The organism is Leucobacter chironomi DSM 19883, assembly GCF_000421845.1.
Classification (GTDB): domain Bacteria; phylum Actinomycetota; class Actinomycetes; order Actinomycetales; family Microbacteriaceae; genus Leucobacter; species Leucobacter chironomi.
The window spans coordinates 154,890-172,404 of sequence record NZ_ATXU01000005.1; the positions used below are offsets into that span (position 1 = coordinate 154,890).

15 protein-coding genes and 1 riboswitch are annotated in these 17,515 nt (G+C 71.3%); of the genes, 9 read left to right on the forward strand and 6 right to left on the reverse strand.

The window, feature by feature from the left end; all coding sequences use genetic code 11:
• Nucleotides 1-18 precede the first annotated feature (18 nt).
• Nucleotides 19-903, reverse strand: coding sequence for a bifunctional methylenetetrahydrofolate dehydrogenase/methenyltetrahydrofolate cyclohydrolase (locus H629_RS0106970; protein ID WP_024356574.1), 885 nt, complete (start codon nucleotides 901-903; stop codon nucleotides 19-21).
• Nucleotides 904-986: 83 nt separating this feature from the next.
• The gene (gene glyA, locus H629_RS0106975; RefSeq protein WP_024356575.1) at nucleotides 987-2,270 is read right to left on the reverse strand and encodes a serine hydroxymethyltransferase; all 1,284 of its coding nucleotides are present in this window, start codon (nucleotides 2,268-2,270) and stop codon (nucleotides 987-989) included.
• Nucleotides 2,271-2,318: 48 nt separating this feature from the next.
• A riboswitch (ZMP/ZTP riboswitch) is annotated at nucleotides 2,319-2,404 on the reverse strand.
• Nucleotides 2,405-2,427: 23 nt separating this feature from the next.
• Here glyA and purU point away from each other — a divergent pair.
• Nucleotides 2,428-3,333, forward strand: a complete 906-nt coding sequence (gene purU / locus H629_RS0106980) for a formyltetrahydrofolate deformylase (protein WP_024356576.1) — start codon at nucleotides 2,428-2,430, stop codon at nucleotides 3,331-3,333.
• Here purU and H629_RS0106985 read toward each other — a convergent pair.
• Nucleotides 3,320-4,030: a TetR/AcrR family transcriptional regulator gene (locus H629_RS0106985; protein ID WP_024356577.1), complete on the reverse strand. Its 711-nt coding sequence runs from the start codon at nucleotides 4,028-4,030 to the stop codon at nucleotides 3,320-3,322. The genes purU and H629_RS0106985 overlap by 14 nt on opposite strands.
• A 118-nt stretch (nucleotides 4,031-4,148) precedes the next feature.
• Between H629_RS0106985 and H629_RS0106990 the strand changes: the two genes are divergently transcribed.
• The 3 genes from H629_RS0106990 to H629_RS0107000 all read left to right on the forward strand — a co-directional run bounded on the left by H629_RS0106990 (nucleotide 4,149) and on the right by H629_RS0107000 (nucleotide 8,692).
• The gene (locus H629_RS0106990) at nucleotides 4,149-5,558 is read left to right on the forward strand and encodes an APC family permease (RefSeq protein WP_024356578.1); all 1,410 of its coding nucleotides are present in this window, start codon (nucleotides 4,149-4,151) and stop codon (nucleotides 5,556-5,558) included.
• A 62-nt stretch (nucleotides 5,559-5,620) separates the two neighbouring features.
• Nucleotides 5,621-7,243: an amidohydrolase gene (locus H629_RS0106995; protein ID WP_024356579.1), complete on the forward strand. Its 1,623-nt coding sequence runs from the start codon at nucleotides 5,621-5,623 to the stop codon at nucleotides 7,241-7,243.
• Nucleotides 7,244-7,276: 33 nt separating this feature from the next.
• Complete coding sequence (locus tag H629_RS0107000) at nucleotides 7,277-8,692, forward strand: APC family permease (protein ID WP_024356580.1); 1,416 nt, start codon at nucleotides 7,277-7,279, stop codon at nucleotides 8,690-8,692.
• A 54-nt stretch (nucleotides 8,693-8,746) separates the two neighbouring features.
• On the opposite strand, the gene H629_RS0107005 is transcribed toward H629_RS0107000, so the two are convergent.
• Nucleotides 8,747-9,661, reverse strand: coding sequence for a biotin--[acetyl-CoA-carboxylase] ligase (locus H629_RS0107005; RefSeq protein ID WP_024356581.1), 915 nt, complete (start codon nucleotides 9,659-9,661; stop codon nucleotides 8,747-8,749).
• A 319-nt stretch (nucleotides 9,662-9,980) separates the two neighbouring features.
• Here H629_RS0107005 and H629_RS0107010 point away from each other — a divergent pair, with 319 nt between their 5' ends.
• The 3 genes from H629_RS0107010 (at nucleotide 9,981) to H629_RS0107020 (ending at nucleotide 12,775) form a co-directional block, all read left to right on the forward strand.
• Nucleotides 9,981-11,606 (forward strand): acyl-CoA carboxylase subunit beta, encoded by a 1,626-nt coding sequence (locus H629_RS0107010; RefSeq protein WP_024356582.1) that lies wholly within the window; start codon nucleotides 9,981-9,983, stop codon nucleotides 11,604-11,606.
• A gap of 177 nt (nucleotides 11,607-11,783) precedes the next feature.
• Nucleotides 11,784-12,059 (forward strand): acyl-CoA carboxylase epsilon subunit, encoded by a 276-nt coding sequence (locus H629_RS0107015; protein ID WP_024356583.1) that lies wholly within the window; start codon nucleotides 11,784-11,786, stop codon nucleotides 12,057-12,059.
• A gap of 17 nt (nucleotides 12,060-12,076) precedes the next feature.
• Nucleotides 12,077-12,775: an NUDIX hydrolase gene (locus tag H629_RS0107020; protein WP_024356584.1), complete on the forward strand. Its 699-nt coding sequence runs from the start codon at nucleotides 12,077-12,079 to the stop codon at nucleotides 12,773-12,775.
• A 96-nt stretch (nucleotides 12,776-12,871) separates the two neighbouring features.
• Here H629_RS0107020 and H629_RS0107025 read toward each other — a convergent pair whose 3' ends face one another.
• On the reverse strand, nucleotides 12,872-13,507 hold the full coding sequence (locus tag H629_RS0107025; RefSeq protein WP_024356585.1) for a class II aldolase/adducin family protein: 636 nt from the start codon (nucleotides 13,505-13,507) through the stop codon (nucleotides 12,872-12,874).
• Nucleotides 13,508-13,871: 364 nt separating this feature from the next.
• Complete coding sequence (locus H629_RS0107030; protein WP_024356586.1) at nucleotides 13,872-15,671, reverse strand: deoxyguanosinetriphosphate triphosphohydrolase family protein; 1,800 nt, start codon at nucleotides 15,669-15,671, stop codon at nucleotides 13,872-13,874.
• 68 nt (nucleotides 15,672-15,739) lie between these two features.
• Here H629_RS0107030 and H629_RS0107035 point away from each other — a divergent pair, with 68 nt between their 5' ends.
• Nucleotides 15,740-16,339, forward strand: a complete 600-nt coding sequence (locus tag H629_RS0107035; RefSeq protein ID WP_024356587.1) for a hypothetical protein — start codon at nucleotides 15,740-15,742, stop codon at nucleotides 16,337-16,339.
• 72 nt (nucleotides 16,340-16,411) lie between these two features.
• Nucleotides 16,412-17,410: a diacylglycerol/lipid kinase family protein gene (locus H629_RS0107040; protein ID WP_024356588.1), complete on the forward strand. Its 999-nt coding sequence runs from the start codon at nucleotides 16,412-16,414 to the stop codon at nucleotides 17,408-17,410.
• Nucleotides 17,411-17,515: the final 105 nt, after the last annotated feature.

Consider the following 17,515-nt stretch of genomic DNA (forward strand, 5'->3'; position numbering starts at 1 on the left):
CTCGGGTGACGGCTCGCGCTACTCGGCGAGCGTGCGCTCGGCCATCTCCACGACGTTCTTCAGCAGCAGCGCGCGGGTCATCGGGCCGACGCCGCCGGGGTTCGGCGAGACCCAGCCGGCCACCTCTGCGGCGGCGGGGTCGACGTCGCCGACCACGCGGCTCTTGCCGGTCTCCGGGTCGGTCTTGCGCGAGACGCCCACGTCGAGCACGATCGCGCCCGGCTTCACGTCTTCGGCGCGCACGATGCCCTCGACGCCGGCGGCGGCGACGATCACGTCGGCGCGGCGCAGCTCGGCCGCGAGATCCTGCGTGCCGGTGTGGGTGAGCGTGACGGTCGCGTTGTACTCGCGGCGGGTGAGGAGCGGCCCGATCGGTCGACCCACGGTCACGCCGCGGCCCACGACCACCACGTGCTTGCCGGCCCAGGACAGGCCGTTGCGCTCGACCAGCTCGATCACGCCGCGCGGCGTGCACGGCAGCGGGCTCGTGATCTCGGTGTTCGCGTTCAGCACGAGTCGGCCGAGGTTCGTCGGGTGCAGGCCGTCGGCGTCCTTGTCGGGATCGATGCGCTCCAGGATGCGATCGGTGTCGATGTGCTTCGGCAGCGGCAGCTGCACGATGTAGCCGGTGCAGCTGGGATCGGCGTTGAGCTCGTCGAGCACCGCCTCCAGATCGTCCTGGGTGACCGTCTCGGGCAGCTCGCGCTTGATCGACGCGATGCCGACCTCGGCGCAGTCGCGGTGCTTGCCCGCGACGTACCACTGGGATCCCGGATCCTCACCCACGAGCACCGTGGCGAGACCGGGCACGACGCCGCGCTCGCGCAGGGCGGCGACCCGATCCGTCAGCTCGCTCTTGATCGCGGCGGCCGCGGCCTTGCCGTCGAGGATGCTTGCAGACATGACTGACTCCTCTTGTGAGCCGTGCGCCGGGCCGGCCGGAGGGCGGAGAACGCCGCTCGCCCCGGCCGACCCGGCGGACGGGGTTACCAGGTCTCGAGACCGGGGTAGAGCGGGAAGGCCTCGGCGAGCGCAGTGACGCGGGCCTTGAGGGCCTCGAGGTCGCCGGACTGCTGCAGGGTCTGCGCGATGATGTCGGCCACCTCGGCGAACTCGGCGTCGCCGAAGCCGCGGGTCGCGAGCGCCGGGGTGCCGATGCGCAGGCCGCTCGTGACCATCGGGGGACGCGGATCGAAGGGCACGGCGTTGCGGTTGACCGTGATGCCGACCGCGTGCAGCGCGTCCTCGGCCTGCTGGCCGTCGAGCTGCGAGTGGCGCAGATCTGCGAGCACGAGGTGCACGTCGGTGCCACCGGTGAGCACGTCCACGCCCGCCGACTTCGAGGCCTCGCTCGTCAGCGCCTCGGCCACGAGCTTGGCGCCAGAGAGGGTGCGCACCTGACGATCCTTGAACTCGTCGGTCGCGGCGAGCTTGAAGGCGGTGGCCTTCGCGGCGATGACGTGCATGAGCGGGCCGCCCTGCTGACCGGGGAACACGTTCGAGTTGAGCTTCTTGTAGAGCTCGAGGTCGTTCGTGAGGATGAAGCCGGAGCGGGGGCCGCCGATGGTCTTGTGCACGGTCGACGAGGTCACATGCGCGTGTGGCACCGGGCTCGGGTAGAGGCCGGCGGCGACGAGGCCGGCGAAGTGCGCCATGTCGACCCACAGGGTCGCGCCGACCTCATCGGCGATCTCGCGGAACTTCGCGAAGTCGAGCGTGCGGGGGTAGGCCGACCAGCCGGCGATGATGACCTTCGGCTTGTGCTCGAGCGCCTGCGCGCGCACCACGTCCATGTCGATGAGGAAGGTCTCGGGGTCGACGCCGTAGTGCACGACGTTGTAGAGCTTGCCCGAGAAGTTGAGCTTCATGCCGTGGGTGAGGTGGCCGCCGTGGGCGAGTTCGAGGCCCAGGATCGTGTCGCCGGGCTCGGCGATCGCGCTGAGCACGGCGGCGTTGGCGCTGGCGCCCGAGTGGGGCTGCACGTTCGCGTACTTCGCGCCGAACAGCGACTTGGCGCGCTCGCGGGCGAGATCTTCGGCCACGTCGACGAACTCGCAGCCGCCGTAGTAGCGGCGGCCGGGGTAGCCCTCGGCGTACTTGTTGGTGAGCACGGAGCCCTGGGCCTCGAGCACGGCGCGGGGCACGAAGTTCTCGCTGGCGATCATCTCGAGCGTGGCGCGCTGGCGACCGAGCTCGTTCTGCAGCACGGCGGCGATCTCGGGATCGACCGACTCGAGCGGCTCGTTGAAGAATGCGGACTGGGTGGACATTGTGTGCTCCTTCTATCTTCGTCCCCGCGGCACGCGGAGATTCCAGAGAAATACGACCCAGGCGAGCGGCCAATTCATACGAAGTTGTCGTTCCCCGATGGTGTCCCATCTGCACGCCAGTCACGACGGGCACCAGTTTAGCGCGGATCCACTACCCTTGTACTCCGTGAGCACGAACACGATCGCCCCCGCAGACACCGCAGAGCGCACCCAGTGGGTGCTGACCCTCTCCTGCATCGACGGTCCGGGCATCGTGCACGCCATCAGCGGCGCGATCGTCGCCGCCGGGGGCAACATCGAGGAGAGCCAGCAGTTCGCGAGCGCCGACACCGGCCGCTTCTTCATGCGGCTGCAGGTGAGCGCCGTGGCCCAGCCCGAGACCTTCGAGCAGCGGTTCGCGGCCGCGCTCGCCCCGGTCACCGAGCGCTACCACATGACGTGGCGGCTCGATACGGTGGGCCGGCCGGTGCGCACGCTGATCCTCGCCTCCACCGCGACGCACTGCATCAACGACCTGCTCTACCGCCGCCGCGGCGGCCAGCTGCCGATCGAGGTGCCGCTCGTGCTCTCGAACCACGAGACCGTGCGCGACATCGCCGAGTTCTACGGGGTGCCCTTCGAGCACCGCCCCATCGCGGGCGCCGACGACAAGGCAGCCTTCGAGCGCCGGGTGCTCGAAGCCGTCGAAGAGCTCGACATCGAGCTCGTGGTGCTGGCGCGCTACATGCAGATCCTGTCGCCGGAGCTGTGCGAGGCCCTCGAGGGGCGCGCGATCAACATCCACCACTCGTTCCTGCCCGGCTTCAAGGGCGCGAACCCCTACAAGCAGGCGCACCAGCGCGGGGTGAAGCTGATCGGCGCGACCGCCCACTTCGTCACCACCGACCTCGACGAGGGCCCGATCATCGAGCAGGACACGACGCGCGTCGATCACTCCTACTCGCCGCGCGAGCTCGTGCAGCTGGGTCAGGACATCGAGGCGCGGGTGCTACGCCACGCGGTGAACTGGTTCGCCGAGAACCGCATCCTCGCCGACGGCGACCGCACCATCATCTTCCAGTAGCCGCGAGGCTCGCGAGCTCGGCCGAGAACCCCGCGATGAGCGCGCGCAGGCCGAGTTCGAACGACGCGTCCGCGGGCCGAGTGCCGGTCTCCGCGAGCAGGGCCGCTCGGGCTCGGTAGGCCGAGCTGAAGCGCGGCACATCGTCGCGCGGCCCCGGATCGAGCATGTCGTCGGGGGCGGAGAGGTCGAGCGCCGACCCCAGCACGAACGATTCGAGGGCCACGAGCACGGTCACCGCGTGCGTGTCGGGCCAGCCGGCGTCTCCGAGCTTCGCGATCACCGCCTCGTACATCACGGTCGTCACCGATTCCTCGGCGAGCGGCAGCACCGCGAGCAGCGCGACGAGCGAGGGGTGCGCTGCGAACACGTCGCGGTAGTGGCGGGCCCAGGTGGCGAGCGCGGCGTCCCACGGCTCCCGCTCGAAGGCGTCGACCGGGATCCGCTCGCTGATGAGCTCGCGCACACCGGCGATGAGCTCGTTGTAGCCCGCGACGTGGTTGTAGAGCGCCGAGGGGCGCACGCCGAGTTCCGCGGCGATCGCGCGCATGCTCGCGGCCTCGGTGCCGCGCTCGTCGATGAGTCTGAGGCAGGTCTCCGTGATGAGCCGCTTCGACAGCACTCCCGCGCGCGGACGGCCGACCCTGCGCCGGGTCGCGGGCGCCGCCGCGGAGTCGTCGTCGTTTCGGTTCGCCATCATCGGCCTTTCCGTACTATTCTCATTCCGGCAGCCCTAAAAGAACCCCGTTCATTTTAACTGTTCTGCCGCAGGAGCCGGGGCCGACGCCCCGCGCCCGAGCATGATCAAAGGAGATACCGTGGCCGAGACCGCATCGCCGCAGCAGCACCTCAGACGAGAACTCGGCCTCGGAGGGCTCATCCTCTTCGGCCTCGCCTACATGGCGATGGGCACCGTCTTCACCACCTACGGCATCGTCAACCAGATGACCGAGGGCCGCCTCCCGGCAGCCTACGTGGTCGCGCTGCTCGTCATGCTCTTCACCGCCTACAGCTACGCGTCGATGGTGCGGCGCTACCCCGTCGCCGGATCCGCCTACACCTACGCACAGCAGGCCTTCGGCGGTGGCGCGGGCTTCCTCACCGGCTGGGTGCTGCTGCTCGACTACCTCTTCATCCCGATGATCAACTTCATGATCCTCGGGCTCTACATGAGCACCCAGTTCCCGGACGTGCCCGCGCAGGTGTTCTCGTTCGCGGCACTGCTGCTCGTCTTCGTCTTCAACGTGCTCGGCATCACCCTCGTGAGCAAGCTCAACGTGGCGATCATCGCCATCTCGACGGCCTCGCTGGTCGTCTTCACCACGCTCGCCGTGAAGGCCGCCATCGGCAACCCCGACGCGCCCAGCCTCATCGACCCCTTCATCCCCGGCCAGGAGGGCTTCAGCCCCATCTTCGCCGGCGCCGCCGTGCTCGCGCTCTCCTTCCTCGGCTTCGACGCGGTGTCCACGCTCTCCGAAGAGGCGAAGCACCCCCGCCGCGACATCCCCCGCGCGATCCTGCTCACCACCCTCATCGGCGGCGCCATCTTCATCATCGTCTCGCTCGCGGGCGCCCTCGCCTACCAGCCCGAGAACTGGCAGGACATCCCGCGCGAGCTCATCGACGCCGCAGCGGTCGTGCTCGCCGAGCACGTCGCAGGTCAGTGGCTCGCCGTGCTCTTCGTCCTCGTGAGCGTGGCCGGCTGCTTCGGATCGGGCCTCGCCGGTCAGGTCTCGGTCGCACGCATCCTCTACTCGATGGGCCGCGACGGCACCCTGCCCCGGCCGCTCGGCTTCCTCTGGTCGCGCTACGGCACGCCGGTCGTCGCCGCGGCGACGGTCTCGGTGTTCGCCCTCGCGAGCCTCTTCCTCACCCTCGAGCAGGCCGCCTTCATGATCAGCTTCGGCGCGCTCGCCGCGTTCTCGATGGTGAACCTGTCGGTGATCCGCGTCTACCTCTTCCCGAAGGCCGGAGACCCGAAGCCCGTCCGCGCCGACTGGGTCCTGCGCGGCGTGCTCCCCCTCATCGGCTTCGCCATGTCGCTCTGGCTCTGGACCTCGCTGCAGCCCGGCACCTGGGTGGTCGGCGGCATCTGGTTCGCGATCGGTGTCGTGATCCTCGCGATCAACACCCGCTTCTTCACGCGCCCGGTGCCCCGCATGGACTTCTCCGAGGGCCCCGCGACCGAGGTCATCGACGCCGTCGCAGAGGCCGCCCCCTTCAAGTAATTCCGCGGGGGGTGCGGCGCGCGCCGCACCCCCCGCACCCCACAGGCAAAGGAGCCGTCACCATGAGCCTCACCGTCTTCACCGGAGGCACGATCCTCGTCGACCCGCTCGCCGAAGGCGCCGCGGCCCGGAGCGCCGCCATCGCCTTCCGCGACGGCGTCGTCGCAGCGCTCGGAGCAGACGCCGCAGCCCTCGCGGCGCAGCCGGACGCCCGCGTGATCGACCTCGCCGGCGGCGTCCTCGCCCCCGCTCCGGGCGACGGCCACGCCCACCCGTTGCTCGGCGGTCTCGAAGCGCTCGGCCCCCGCATCCGCGAGGCGGCCGACCGGCCGGGCATCATCGACGCCGTCGCCGCCTGGAAGGCCGAACACCCCGAGGCGGAGTGGATCGTGGGCGGCAGCTACGACGCCACCTTCGCCGAGGGCGGCCTCTTCGACGCCCGCTGGCTCGACGAGGCCACCGGCGACACCCCCACGATCCTGCGCGCCTGGGACTACCACACGGCCTGGGTGAACTCGGCGGCGCTGCGGGCCGGCGGCATCACCGCTGACACCCCGGATCCGGATCTCGGCCGCATCGTGCGCCGCGCCGACGGCTCACCCCTCGGCACCCTCCAGGAGGCCGCGGCCAACGACTTCCTCGCCGACGTCGTGCCCGCCTACCCCCTCGACACCCGGCTCTCCGCCATCGAAAGCGCGACCCGCCGTTACGCGGCGCAGGGCACCACCTGGGTGCAGGACGCCTGGGTGGAGCTCACGGAGCTGCCCGTCTACCTCGCCGCGGCCGAGCAGCAGCGGCTCCACACCCGGGTGAACCTCGCCTTCCGCGCCGCTCCCGGCCAGTGGCGCGAGCAGCTCGCCGCGTTCGCCGATGCGCGGTCGACGGTCGAGGCGCTCGGGGCCGACCGGCTCACCGCGCACACCATCAAGTTCTTCGTCGACGGCGTCATCGAGAGCCACACCGCCGCGCTGCTCGCGCCCTACGCCGACCGGCCCGATGAGCACGGCCTCCCGAACTGGACCGCCGACGAACTCGCGTCCGCCGTCACCGCCTTCGACGCGGCCGGCTTCCAGCTGCACATGCACGCAATCGGAGACGCCGCCAACCGCTTCGCACTCGACGCCCTCGAAGCCGCGATCCGAGCGAACGGCCCCCGCCTGCGCCACCACGTCATCGCGCACGTCGCGCTGCTCGACCCCGCCGACGTCGCCCGCTTCGCCGAGCTCGACGTCATCGCGAACTTCGAGCCCTACTGGGCGCAGTGCGACGCCGTCATGCGCGACCTCACGATCCCGCACCTCGGGCATCCGCGCGACGAGTGGCAGTACCTCATCGGCTCGATCGTGCGCAGCGGAGCGACCGTCTCCTTCGGCAGCGACTGGCCGGTGACGACGCTCGACTGGCGGCCGGCGCTCTCGACCGCGATCACGCGCCACAGCCACGCCGAACCCGACGCGACGGCCTGGCTGCCCGATGAGCGCATCGACCCCGCCACCGCCTACGCCGCCTATACCGCCGGCATCGCGCGGCAGGCTCTCGCCCCCGATCGCGGCTCGCTCGCGCTCGGTCAGACCGCCGACGCCGTCTGGCTGTCGGCGGATCCCCTCGCGATCGCACCCGAGGCGATCGCGGACCTCACCGTTCACGGCACCTGGCTTGCCGGCGAGCGCACCTATCAACGCTAAACTGCCGACCACCCCGGTTTCAAAGGAGAAATCATGAGCGAATCTTCGCAGCCGCACCTCAAGCGGGCCCTCGGCCTCACCGGCCTCACCCTGTTCGGCGTCACCTACATGACCGTGATCACGGTCTTCACGACCTACGGCATCGTCAACCAGGTCACCGACGGGCACCTGCCCGCGGCCTACGTCGTCGCCGTCGTCACGATGCTCTTCACCGCCGCCAGCTACGGTGCGATGGTGCGCCGCTACCCGGTGGCGGGATCGGCCTACACCTACACCCAGCAGTCGTTCGGCGGCGCGGTCGGATTCCTCACCGGCTGGGTCATGCTGCTCGACTACCTGTTCATCCCGATGATCAACTTCATGCTCATCGGCATCTACCTGAACACGCAGTTCCCCGCGATCCCCGCATGGGTGTTCACCCTCGCGGCGCTGCTGATCGTGCTCGTGTTCAACGTGCTCGGCATCACGCTCGTGAACAAGGCCAACATGGTCATCATCGCGCTCTCGGTCGTGCTCGTGATCCTGTTCATGGTGCTCGCCTTCAAGCACTCGCTCGGCGGCAACACCGAGATCAGCCTCATCGAGCCGTTCACCTTCGGCGAGGGCGGGATCGGCGCGGTCGCCTCCGGCGCCGCGATCCTCGCGCTCTCCTTCCTCGGCTTCGACGCGGTCTCCACCCTCTCCGAGGAGGCCAAGCGCCCCCGCAAGGACATCCCCCGCGCGATCGTGCTCGCGACGATGGTCGGCGGCCTCTTCTTCATCCTCGTCTCGTGGGCCGGCGCGATGGCCTACCAGCCCGACTGGGAGTCGCTCACCGCGGGCGAGGTCGACGCCGCGGGCGTGACCGTCATGAACAACATCGGTGGCGAGGCCTTCACCGCCTTCTTCGTGGCCGTCTACGTCGTCGGCGCGTTCGGCTCCGGCATGACCGGCCAGGTGTCGGTGTCGCGCATCCTCTACGCGATGGGCCGCGACGGCATGCTGCCGAAGCCGCTCTCGCGCCTGCACCACCGCTTCGGCACCCCCATCGTGGCGGCTGTCACCGTGTCGGTGTTCGCGCTGTCGAGCCTCTTCCTGTCGCTCGACACCGTCGCGTTCATGATCAGCTTTGGCGCGCTCGCCGCGTTCGCGATGGTCAACCTGTCGGTGATCCGCACCTATCTGTTCCCGAAGGGCGGCCGCACGCAGCCCCTCACGGCACGCGCGATCCTGACGCACGGCGTCGCGCCCCTCATCGGCTTCGGACTCACCATCTGGCTGTGGACCTCCCTCGAACCGGGCACCTGGCTCGTGGGCGGCATCTGGCTCGTGGTCGGCGTCATCATCATCGCGATCGTGACCGGCGGCTTCAAGCGGCCCGTGCCCAAGATGGACTTCTCCGAGAACGACCCCACGACCGAGCAGATCGACCAGCTCGGCGAGGAGTACCCGCTCGATCCGCGCCGCTGACGCGTCGCCGATCGGGGGCGGGCACGGGAAACCCCGTGCCCGCCCCCGATGCGTTCACCGCAGATGCTCGATGTCGCCCGCCGAGACCGTGAGCACGCCGCCGGTCGGCAGATCCACCACCAGCGAGCCGTCCTCCGCGAGCCGCCGCGCCCGGCCGTCCACCACCTCGCCGCCGGGCAGATGCACGCGCACCTCGGTGCCGAGCGTCAGCGAGTGCCGCGCAACGCGCGCACGGGCGGCGTCCGGGTCGCTCGCGGCGAGCGCGATCAGCCGCAGCAGCTCGGCGGCGTAGGCGGCCAGCACCCGATCCGCGAGGTCGCGGCCGACCTCGTCGGCGAGGGTCGGATCCGCACCCGCACTGTCGCGCCCATCGGCGCCCGCGATCAGATCGGCGCCCGCGGTCAGATCGGCGCCCACGATCAGATCGGCGCCCGCGGTCAGATCGGCGCCCGCTGCCAGCAGCGAGGTCGCCCGCTCCGTGGGCAGCTCCCACTCGGGGATGAGCAGATTGATGCCGGTGCCCACCACCACCGAGCCGTCGGGCAGCAGCTCGCAGAGGATCCCGCAGAGCTTCTTCCCGGGTCGCCCGGCGATCGCGTCCTCCTCGTCGCGCACGTGCACGTCGTTCGGCCACTTCACGCCCACACGCAGCCCCTCGCCGAAGTACGGCTGCAGGGCCGCAGTGATGGCAGAGCCGGTGAGCAATGGCAGCCAGCCGATCCCGAGCCCGGTGAAGCCCCGGATCAGCAGCGAAGCCGCGATCGCGGTGTCGGGCGGCATCACCCAGCCGCGATCGAGCCGACCGCGGCCGGCCGTCTGGTCCGAGGTCGCGAGCAGGGTGCCGTGGGGCAGCGCACCGGCAGCGGACCCGGCGCCGGTCGCGAGCGTTCGCAGCTCGGCGTTCGTGGAGGGCGAGCTCTCCCGCCAGATCACCTCGGGCAGAAGTTCGCGCGTGCGCCGCAATTCCATGCGCACCACGCTACCCCCTTGCCCCCTCCCTTCCCCTTGCCCTCTCACCCCCTCCCCTCCCCTTTTGCCGTCTGCCCCTCTCCGGGCCCGCAGTCCGGGCAGTGGATCGCAGCTCAGACGGAGGAATCCGCTGAGAACCTCCGTCTGAGCTGCGATCCACCGCGCGAGCTGCGTCGCGAGCTGAGCTTCGAAGTCCCGCCCGTGACCCGCGGCGAGCACGCGACACGGCCGTGTTTCGTATGGAATCGACTACGAATTTCCAGCTCAGTTGGAGGTGTCCATGAACCATCCGTCAGAGGCCCGCGCTAGGCTGGCAGGCGTGATCGAAGAGAACGCCACCGCAGCTGCGCCCGCCTCGCCGGGAGCAGACTCGCTCGCGACCACCGCGGGCCGCATCGCAGACCACCGCCGCAAGTACCAGGAGGCCGTGGGAGACCGCGATGCCGCCGCCGCCGCGAAGCAGCACCCCCGCGGCAAGATGACGGCGCGAGAGCGCATCTCGGCGCTGCTCGACCAGGGCTCCTTCGTCGAGTTCGACAAGTACGTGAAGCACCGCACCCAGGGCTTCGGCATGGAGAACACCCGCCCCTTCGGCGACTCGGTCGTCACGGGAGCCGGCACCATCCACGGCCGCCAGGTGGTCGTGTTCTCGCAGGACTTCACCACCTTCGGCGGATCGCTCGGCGAGGTCGCCGGCGAGAAGATCGTGAAGGCGATGGAGTTCGCCCTCAAGACGGGCGCTCCGCTGCTCGGCATCCTGGACTCGGGCGGCGCCCGCATCCAGGAGGGCGTCGTCGCGCTCAGCAAGTACGCGAAGATCTTCCGTCTCAACACGGCGTGCTCGGGCGTGATCCCGCAGATCTCCATCGTGATGGGCCCCTCGGCCGGCGGCGCGGTCTACTCGCCCGCCCTCACCGACTTCGTCATCATGGTCGACAAGACCAGCCACATGTTCGTCACCGGCCCCGATGTCATCAAGACCGTCACCGGCGAAGACGTCGGCTTCGAAGAGCTCGGCGGCGCGCTCACCCACAATAAGACGAGCGGCGTGAGCCACTACCTCGCCAGCGACGAGCTCGACGCGCTCGACTACGCGCGCACGCTCATCAGCTACCTGCCCGACAACAACCTCGCCGAGGCCCCGGTGTACGACAGCGACACCGCGCTCGAGATCACCAGCGCCGACCGCCGGCTCAACACCATCATCCCGGACAGCCCCAATCAGCCGTACGACATGAAGGTGATCATCGAGGCGATCCTCGACGGCGGCGACTTCCTCGAGGTGCAGCCGCTGTTCGCCCCCAACATCCTCATCGGCTTCGGCCGCGTCGAGGGCCGCACGGTGGGCGTCGTCGCCAACCAGCCCAACCAGATGGCGGGCACCCTCAACATCGACGCCAGCGAGAAGGCCGCCCGCTTCGTACGCTTCTGCGACGCCTTCTCGATCCCGATCCTCACTCTCGTCGACGTGCCCGGCTACCTGCCCGGCACCGACCAGGAGTTCCAGGGCGTCATCCGACGCGGCGCGAAGCTGCTCTACGCCTACGCCGAGGCCACCGTGCCGCTCGTCACGATCATCACGCGCAAGGCCTACGGCGGCGCGTACATCGTGATGGGCTCGAAGGAGATGGGCGCCGACTTCAACATCGCCTGGCCCACCGCCGAGATCGCCGTCATGGGCGGCGCGGGCGCCGTGAACATCCTCTACCGCAAGGAGCTGGCGGCCGCGGCCGAGCGCGGCGAGGATGTCGAGGCGCTGCGCGCAGAGCTCACCGCGAAGTACACGGCCGACGTGTCGTCGCCGTTCCTCGCGGCCGAGCGAGGCGAGCTCGACAACGTGCTCGAGCCCGCCGGCACCCGTCTCGCGGTCATCAAGGCCCTGCGCGGTCTGCGCGGCAAGCGCGACGAACTGCCCGCCAAGAAGCACGGCAACATCCCGCTGTAGCGGCGGGGCCGGGCCGGCTGCCTTCGCGAACGGAGACGGGCGGCACCGCGGCCACACGAGCGGATCCGCACAGCCGCGCGGATCCGCTCGGAAGGCGCCCATAGCCCGCCCACCGCACCCCTTCAGGTATTCTCAAGGGGCCGCGCCCAGCCGCACCGTGGACCGAGAGGAATCATCGTGAACGACCGCCTGCTGCCCCCCGACGCCGCCGAGCGCGACGCCGCCCGGCGCCGGGAGCTCGGAGCGCTCGACGACACGCTCCACGGCGACGACATCCGTTTCGCCACCCGGCAGGTGAGCGACGAGGAGCGGGCCGCCGTGGTCGCGGTGCTCACCGCGGTGCGCGCGGAGGAGACCCAACGGCGCAAGCGCGTGGCGCGCCGCGATCGCGAACCGTGGTCCCGCTCGCAGCGGGTGCCCGAGGGCATCAACGACCTCCTCATCGAAGGCTGACCGGGAGCACAGCAGCCATGCACCGCACAGTCGCCGACGCCGAGCGCGAACTGCGCGAGCTGATGCGCCGCGGTTTCTCGTTCCCCTTCGACCCGCAAGGCGCCCTCTCCGACCGGCCGCTGCGCCACTCGGCCGTGCTGATCCTGTTCGGCGCGCTCGACCGCACCGAGGCATCGCCCGCCGGGGCCGCGGCCAGCGGCATGCCGCCCGAGCTCGACGTGCTGCTCATCAGGCGGGCCACCGGCATGCGCCACCACGCGGGCGAGATCGCCTTCCCCGGCGGTGGTGCCGAGCCCGAGGACGGCGACGATCCGGCGCGCACCGCGCTGCGGGAGGCCGTCGAGGAGACCGGGCTCGTGCCCGAGGGAGTCGAAGTGCTGGGCTCGCTGCAGCGCGTGCACATCCCGGTGAGCAACAACCTCGTGACGCCCGTGGTGGGCTGGTGGCGGCTGCCGAGCGACGTGGCCGCGGATCGCACGGAATCGGTCGACGTGTTCCGCGCCCCGGTGGCGGAGCTGCTGGATCCCGCGGCGCGCGGCACCTCGGTGCTGCGGCGGGGCGGATCCACCTTCCGGGGCCCCGCGTTCCAGCTGCACGACCGGCTCGGCGGTCACGTCGTGTGGGGCTTCACCGGCATCCTGCTCTCGGCGCTCTTCGAAGAGCTCGGCTGGGCAGCGCCCTGGGACGCGCGCCGTCTGCTCCCCGTCTCCCCCTGAGGCGGATCCGCCTCGCGCGCGCCGAGTGCACCGCGCACGCCGGCCGAGCCGGGCATGCCCCGCCAGGCTCAGGTGAGCCGGGCATGCCCGCTGGGCTCAGGCGTGGCGGGCGCCGTCCTCCGGGAAGACCGTCCCGGTGTCGCCCAGCTGCAGCGCGAGCGCCGTCGCCTGCGCGGCGTCTTCGAGATTGAGGGCGCGCCGGTACGCCATCTCGACGGTGTCGGCCACGACCGAGCAGCCGTGGTGCTGCATCACGACGCAGTCGTGCTCCCTCAGCTGCTCCGCAGCCGTGTCGGCGAGCTCATCGGTGCCGTTGTGGAAGAACGGGGTGACGCCGATGGAGCCGAGGTAGTAGGCGTGGTCGAGGGTGAGGCGCCGGATGTCGTGGCCCAGGCTGGCGAGCACGACCGCGGTGCGCGGGTGCAGGTGCAGCACGCACTCCGCATCGGGCCGGGCGCGGTAGGCGCGGTGGTGCAGCTTCCACTCGCTCGACGGCTTCACGCCGCTCGCCGAGGGGGCGCCGGTCTCGTGAGCGTCGAGGCTCAGCTCGACGAAGTCCCCCGGGGTGAGCCTGTCGAACCACACGCCGCTTCCCGAGACGACGAAGCGGTCGTCGGCGATGCGCGCCGAGAGGTTGCCGGCGCTCGCGAGCACGAGACCCCGCGCGGCGGCGTCGCGGCCCACCTCGATCAGCTCCTGCACCAGCCGGTCACGGTCACGCGTCGTAGTCATGCCCTCCACCGTACTCGCTCCCGAGCCCCCGGCCGGTGCGCGGGTCCTCGCCCGACCCGCGCTCGCACGCCGCGGCCCCGCGCATCGGCGATCCGCACCGTGCACGCACCGCACGCCCGACACATCCGCATGCCCCCGCAGCCCGCAGCCCGCACCCCGCCGCCCCGGCTCCCACTGGAATCGGGGTCACTTCTGGTCGCGTGTCGCGGAACGACACGACCAGAAGTGACCCCGATTTCCCAGAGGCCAGAAGCTCAGAGATCCCGAGACCCAGAGACCCAGAGGCCCAGAGACCCAGAGACCCAGAGACCCAGAGGTCCGGGCGGCGCCCGCCCCGTGCGGCGAGACGCCCACCGACCGGGGCTCAGACCGCGCCCGTCAGCTCCCGGTGCGTGGTGAGCGCCTGCTGGTCGGTGAGCGACGCCACGTAGTCGAGGATCGCCCGCGTGCGCCCCTGGCGGCGCAGACCCGAATCGCTCGTGTCGCCCGAGAGCAGCTCGGGCCGCTCCCCTCGCAGCTCGAAGTACGCCGCGACCGACTCCTCCGCCCATTCGAGCAGGCGGCGGGGCGCCCGCGGGGCATCGACGGGGTCGGCCAGCCAGGCGTCGAAGCCGAGGGCGAGGTCGGCGACGACCCGCGCCTGCCCGCGCTGCGGCTGGCCCAGCTCGGGGCGTTCGAGCACGAAGTGCGCGTGCACGAACTTGAGCACCATCACCTCGTGCCAGGCGCGCTGGTCGAGCCGAACGTAGCCGCTGCGCACGTGCGGCCGCTCCTCGACCACGATGGAGGTGCGCAGGTGCTCGATCCAACGGCGCGTGAAGTCGGAGACGGCGCGCTCGCTGTCGATGCCGCCGTCGTAGGGCGCCTCGAGCAGCGCGTCGCCCACCTCGACGCTCACGCGGCGCACGGCGGCGGTGAACGCCTCTCGATCCGCGATCCACGCGTCCTTGAGCGCGAGGCGCCGCCACAGCTGTTCGAGGGCGTGGCCGGGCACGCGCAGCGCACCCGATCCGGCGAGCTCGTCGGGGGCCATGCGCTCGAAGCGGCTGATGTCGGCGAGCCAGGCTCGGAACTCGCCCGCGACGGCGGCCTGCTGCAGCACCCCGGCCCGGGTGAAGTCGTCGAGGTCGTGCACGGCGTAGGCGATGTCGTCGGCGAGGTCCATGACGGCGCACTCCACGGTCTGCATGCCGGCTGAGACGTGCGGGAATGCGGCGAGCGCCGCCTCCATCTCGCTCGCGTCGAGCGCGTAGGCGGAGAACTTCTCGGCGCCGTGCACGGCGTCTGCGCCGACGCCGCGCGGGCGCTCGGCGACGGGTCGCTGGGCCTCGGTCACGCCGATCCAGGAGGCGCGCGTCCAGGGGTACTTGAGGGTTGCCGCGCGGGTGGCGGCGGTGAGATTGAGGCCGGGGAAGTCGCGGCCGAGGGTGTCGAGCTGCGTGAGGATGCGGAAGCTCTGCGCGTTGCCCTCGAAGCCTTCGACGAGGCCGAGCCGTTCTCGGGCCACGCGATCCAGCACCCGTTCGCCGAGATGCCCGAACGGCGGGTGCCCGAGGTCGTGGGCGTGCGCCGCGGCCTGGGCGACCACGGTGTCGCAGCCGCCGAGCCGGGCGACGATCGCGCCGGTGGCGTCGTCTTCGCGCTCGCCGCGCAGGTGCGCCCGATGCCGGGCCTCGTGCCCTGCGAGCTGCGCGGCGATGACCCGTGCGACCGCGCTCACCTTCAGGGAATGGGTGAGGCGGTTGTGCATCACGGGGCCGACTCCGGATCGCGGCACGACCTGGGTGACGTCGGAGAGCCGCGCGAAGTAGGAGGAGAAGCGGATCCGCTCGAGGTCGATGCGGTACTCCTGCGCGCCCGCCAGCTCGGGGCGCGCCGCGTCGGTGGGGGCGACGGCGTCGCCCTCCTGCACGCCGTGGACGTCACTGTCGCGGTCAGGCCGGGCGGGGGCGGATCCGCGGCCGGGTGCGGGGTCGGCGGCGCCCCGGGGCTCGCTTCCGGCGGGGCCGGCGGCGGCCCGGGCGCTGCCCGCCCGCTCGCGGCCGCCGTCGACGATGCCGTCGACGATGCCGTCGCGGATGCCGTCGCCGACGCCCGCCGATCGGTGCTGCGACGAGACGTGCTCGACGTGCTGTCGTGCTTCCCGAGTGCTCTCCTCAGTCATGCCCCCATTCAAGCATCAGCCGCGGCGGCCGCCGAGCTGCGGGCCGAGCCGCGGGGTACGCTGATGCCATGAACGCCGCCGAGCCCGACGCCGCAGCACCCGACGCCGCCGACACGTCCGCGGGCAACCGTACCCGAGCGGGCAGCGTGCCCGCCCTGGAGCGGGCCACCGGCCGCAGCTGGCAGGCCTGGCTGCAGCTCTTCGAGTCGGCGGGCGCGCGCGAGCTGGGGCACGCGGGGATCGCGCGCGTCGCCCGCGCCGAGATGCCGGCCGAGTTGCAGAACCCCGACTGGTGGGCCCAGAGCGCCGCCATCGCGTACGAGCAGCATGCCGGCCTGCGGGTACCGGGGCAGTCGACGTCGGGCACCTTCCGTGTGGGCGCGAGCCGCACACTGCCGCTCGACCGTGACGCCGCGATCGAGGCGTGGGCCGCCGTTCACGGCGGGCGCACCGATCATCGGGGGCATGCGGCGGGCGATCCGCGCCGCTCGCGCACCGACAAGCGCAGCTTCCTGCGCTTCGATCTCGACGGCGCCGGCCGGGTCGAGGTGGCGGCGACCCCGAAGGGCGAGAAGACGTCGCTGGCGGTGTCGCAGGAGGGCCTGCCCGACGGGGAGCGCATCGAGCAGTGGCGAGCTCACTGGAAATCGCTGCTCGCCGAGCTGTAGCCTTCGAAGCGGAGCCGCGATCCCATGACGGCAGGACATCGCGACGCACCCCGACACCCGAGGAGAATGCCCATGAGCGAGCAGGTCGGCATCGTCTGGAACCCTTCGAAGGTCGAGGGCGAGAAGCTGCGCGACGCCTGCGAGCGAGCCCTCGCGAGCGCCTTCGGGTCGCCGGAGGATCGCCCAGAGTGCCTGTGGTTCGAGACGACCGAGGAGGATCCCGGCCAGGGCGCGGCCTCGGCGGCGCTCGACGCAGGCTGCTCTCTCGTCATCGCAGCGGGCGGGGACGGCACGGTGCGGGCGGTGGCCGAGCGGCTCGGGGAGTCGGGATCGCCGGCTGCCGAGCTCGGGGTGGTGCCGCTGGGCACCGGCAACCTGCTCGCCCGCAACCTGGGCGTGCCGCTCGGCAATCCGCGGGCGGCCTTCGTGCGAGCGCTCACCGGCACGGGATCGCCGCTCGACCTGGGCGAGGTGCGCGTGACGCGCGTCGCGGGCGACGGAGCTCCCCACTCCGACGATGCCGCGGCCGCCGAGCCCGAGCGCCACGGCTTCGTGGTGATGGTGGGATTCGGCATCGACGCGCAGATGATCGTGGAGACCGATGACGAGCTGAAGGCGAAGACGGGCTGGCTGGCCTACGTCGAATCGCTGGGACGGGCGACGACGGGCGCCGAGGTCGTGGAGCTGTCGCTGCAGCTCGACGACGAGCAGCCGCTGGTGGAGAGCGCGCACACGGTGCTGGTGGCGAACTGCGGCAGCATCCAGGGCGGCATCACGCTGCTGCCGGACGCCGTTCCCGACGACGGCGAGCTCGATCTGCTGGTGCTGCGCGCGGACAACGCGGGCGCGTGGCTCGACACGATGAAGAACATGGTGTGGGACAACGGCCTCAAGCGACTCATCCGCGGCGGGGGCACGGCCGAGAGCTCGGGATCGACCGCGCATCTGCGGGCCCGGACCGTGCGGGTGGAGCTGCCGCAGGCGCTCGCCTTCGAGGTCGACGGCGATGACGTCGGCGAGGTGTCGTCGTTCGAGGTGCGGATCCTGCCCGCAGCACTGCGGGTGCGCTGAACTGCCGCGATCCGCGACTCCCAGCCCGTTCCCCAGCGACTCCGAGCTTCCTCATCGGCGCGCCTGCGAGGGTGGGAGCATCTCAGCCGTCGACCCGCAGCGCAG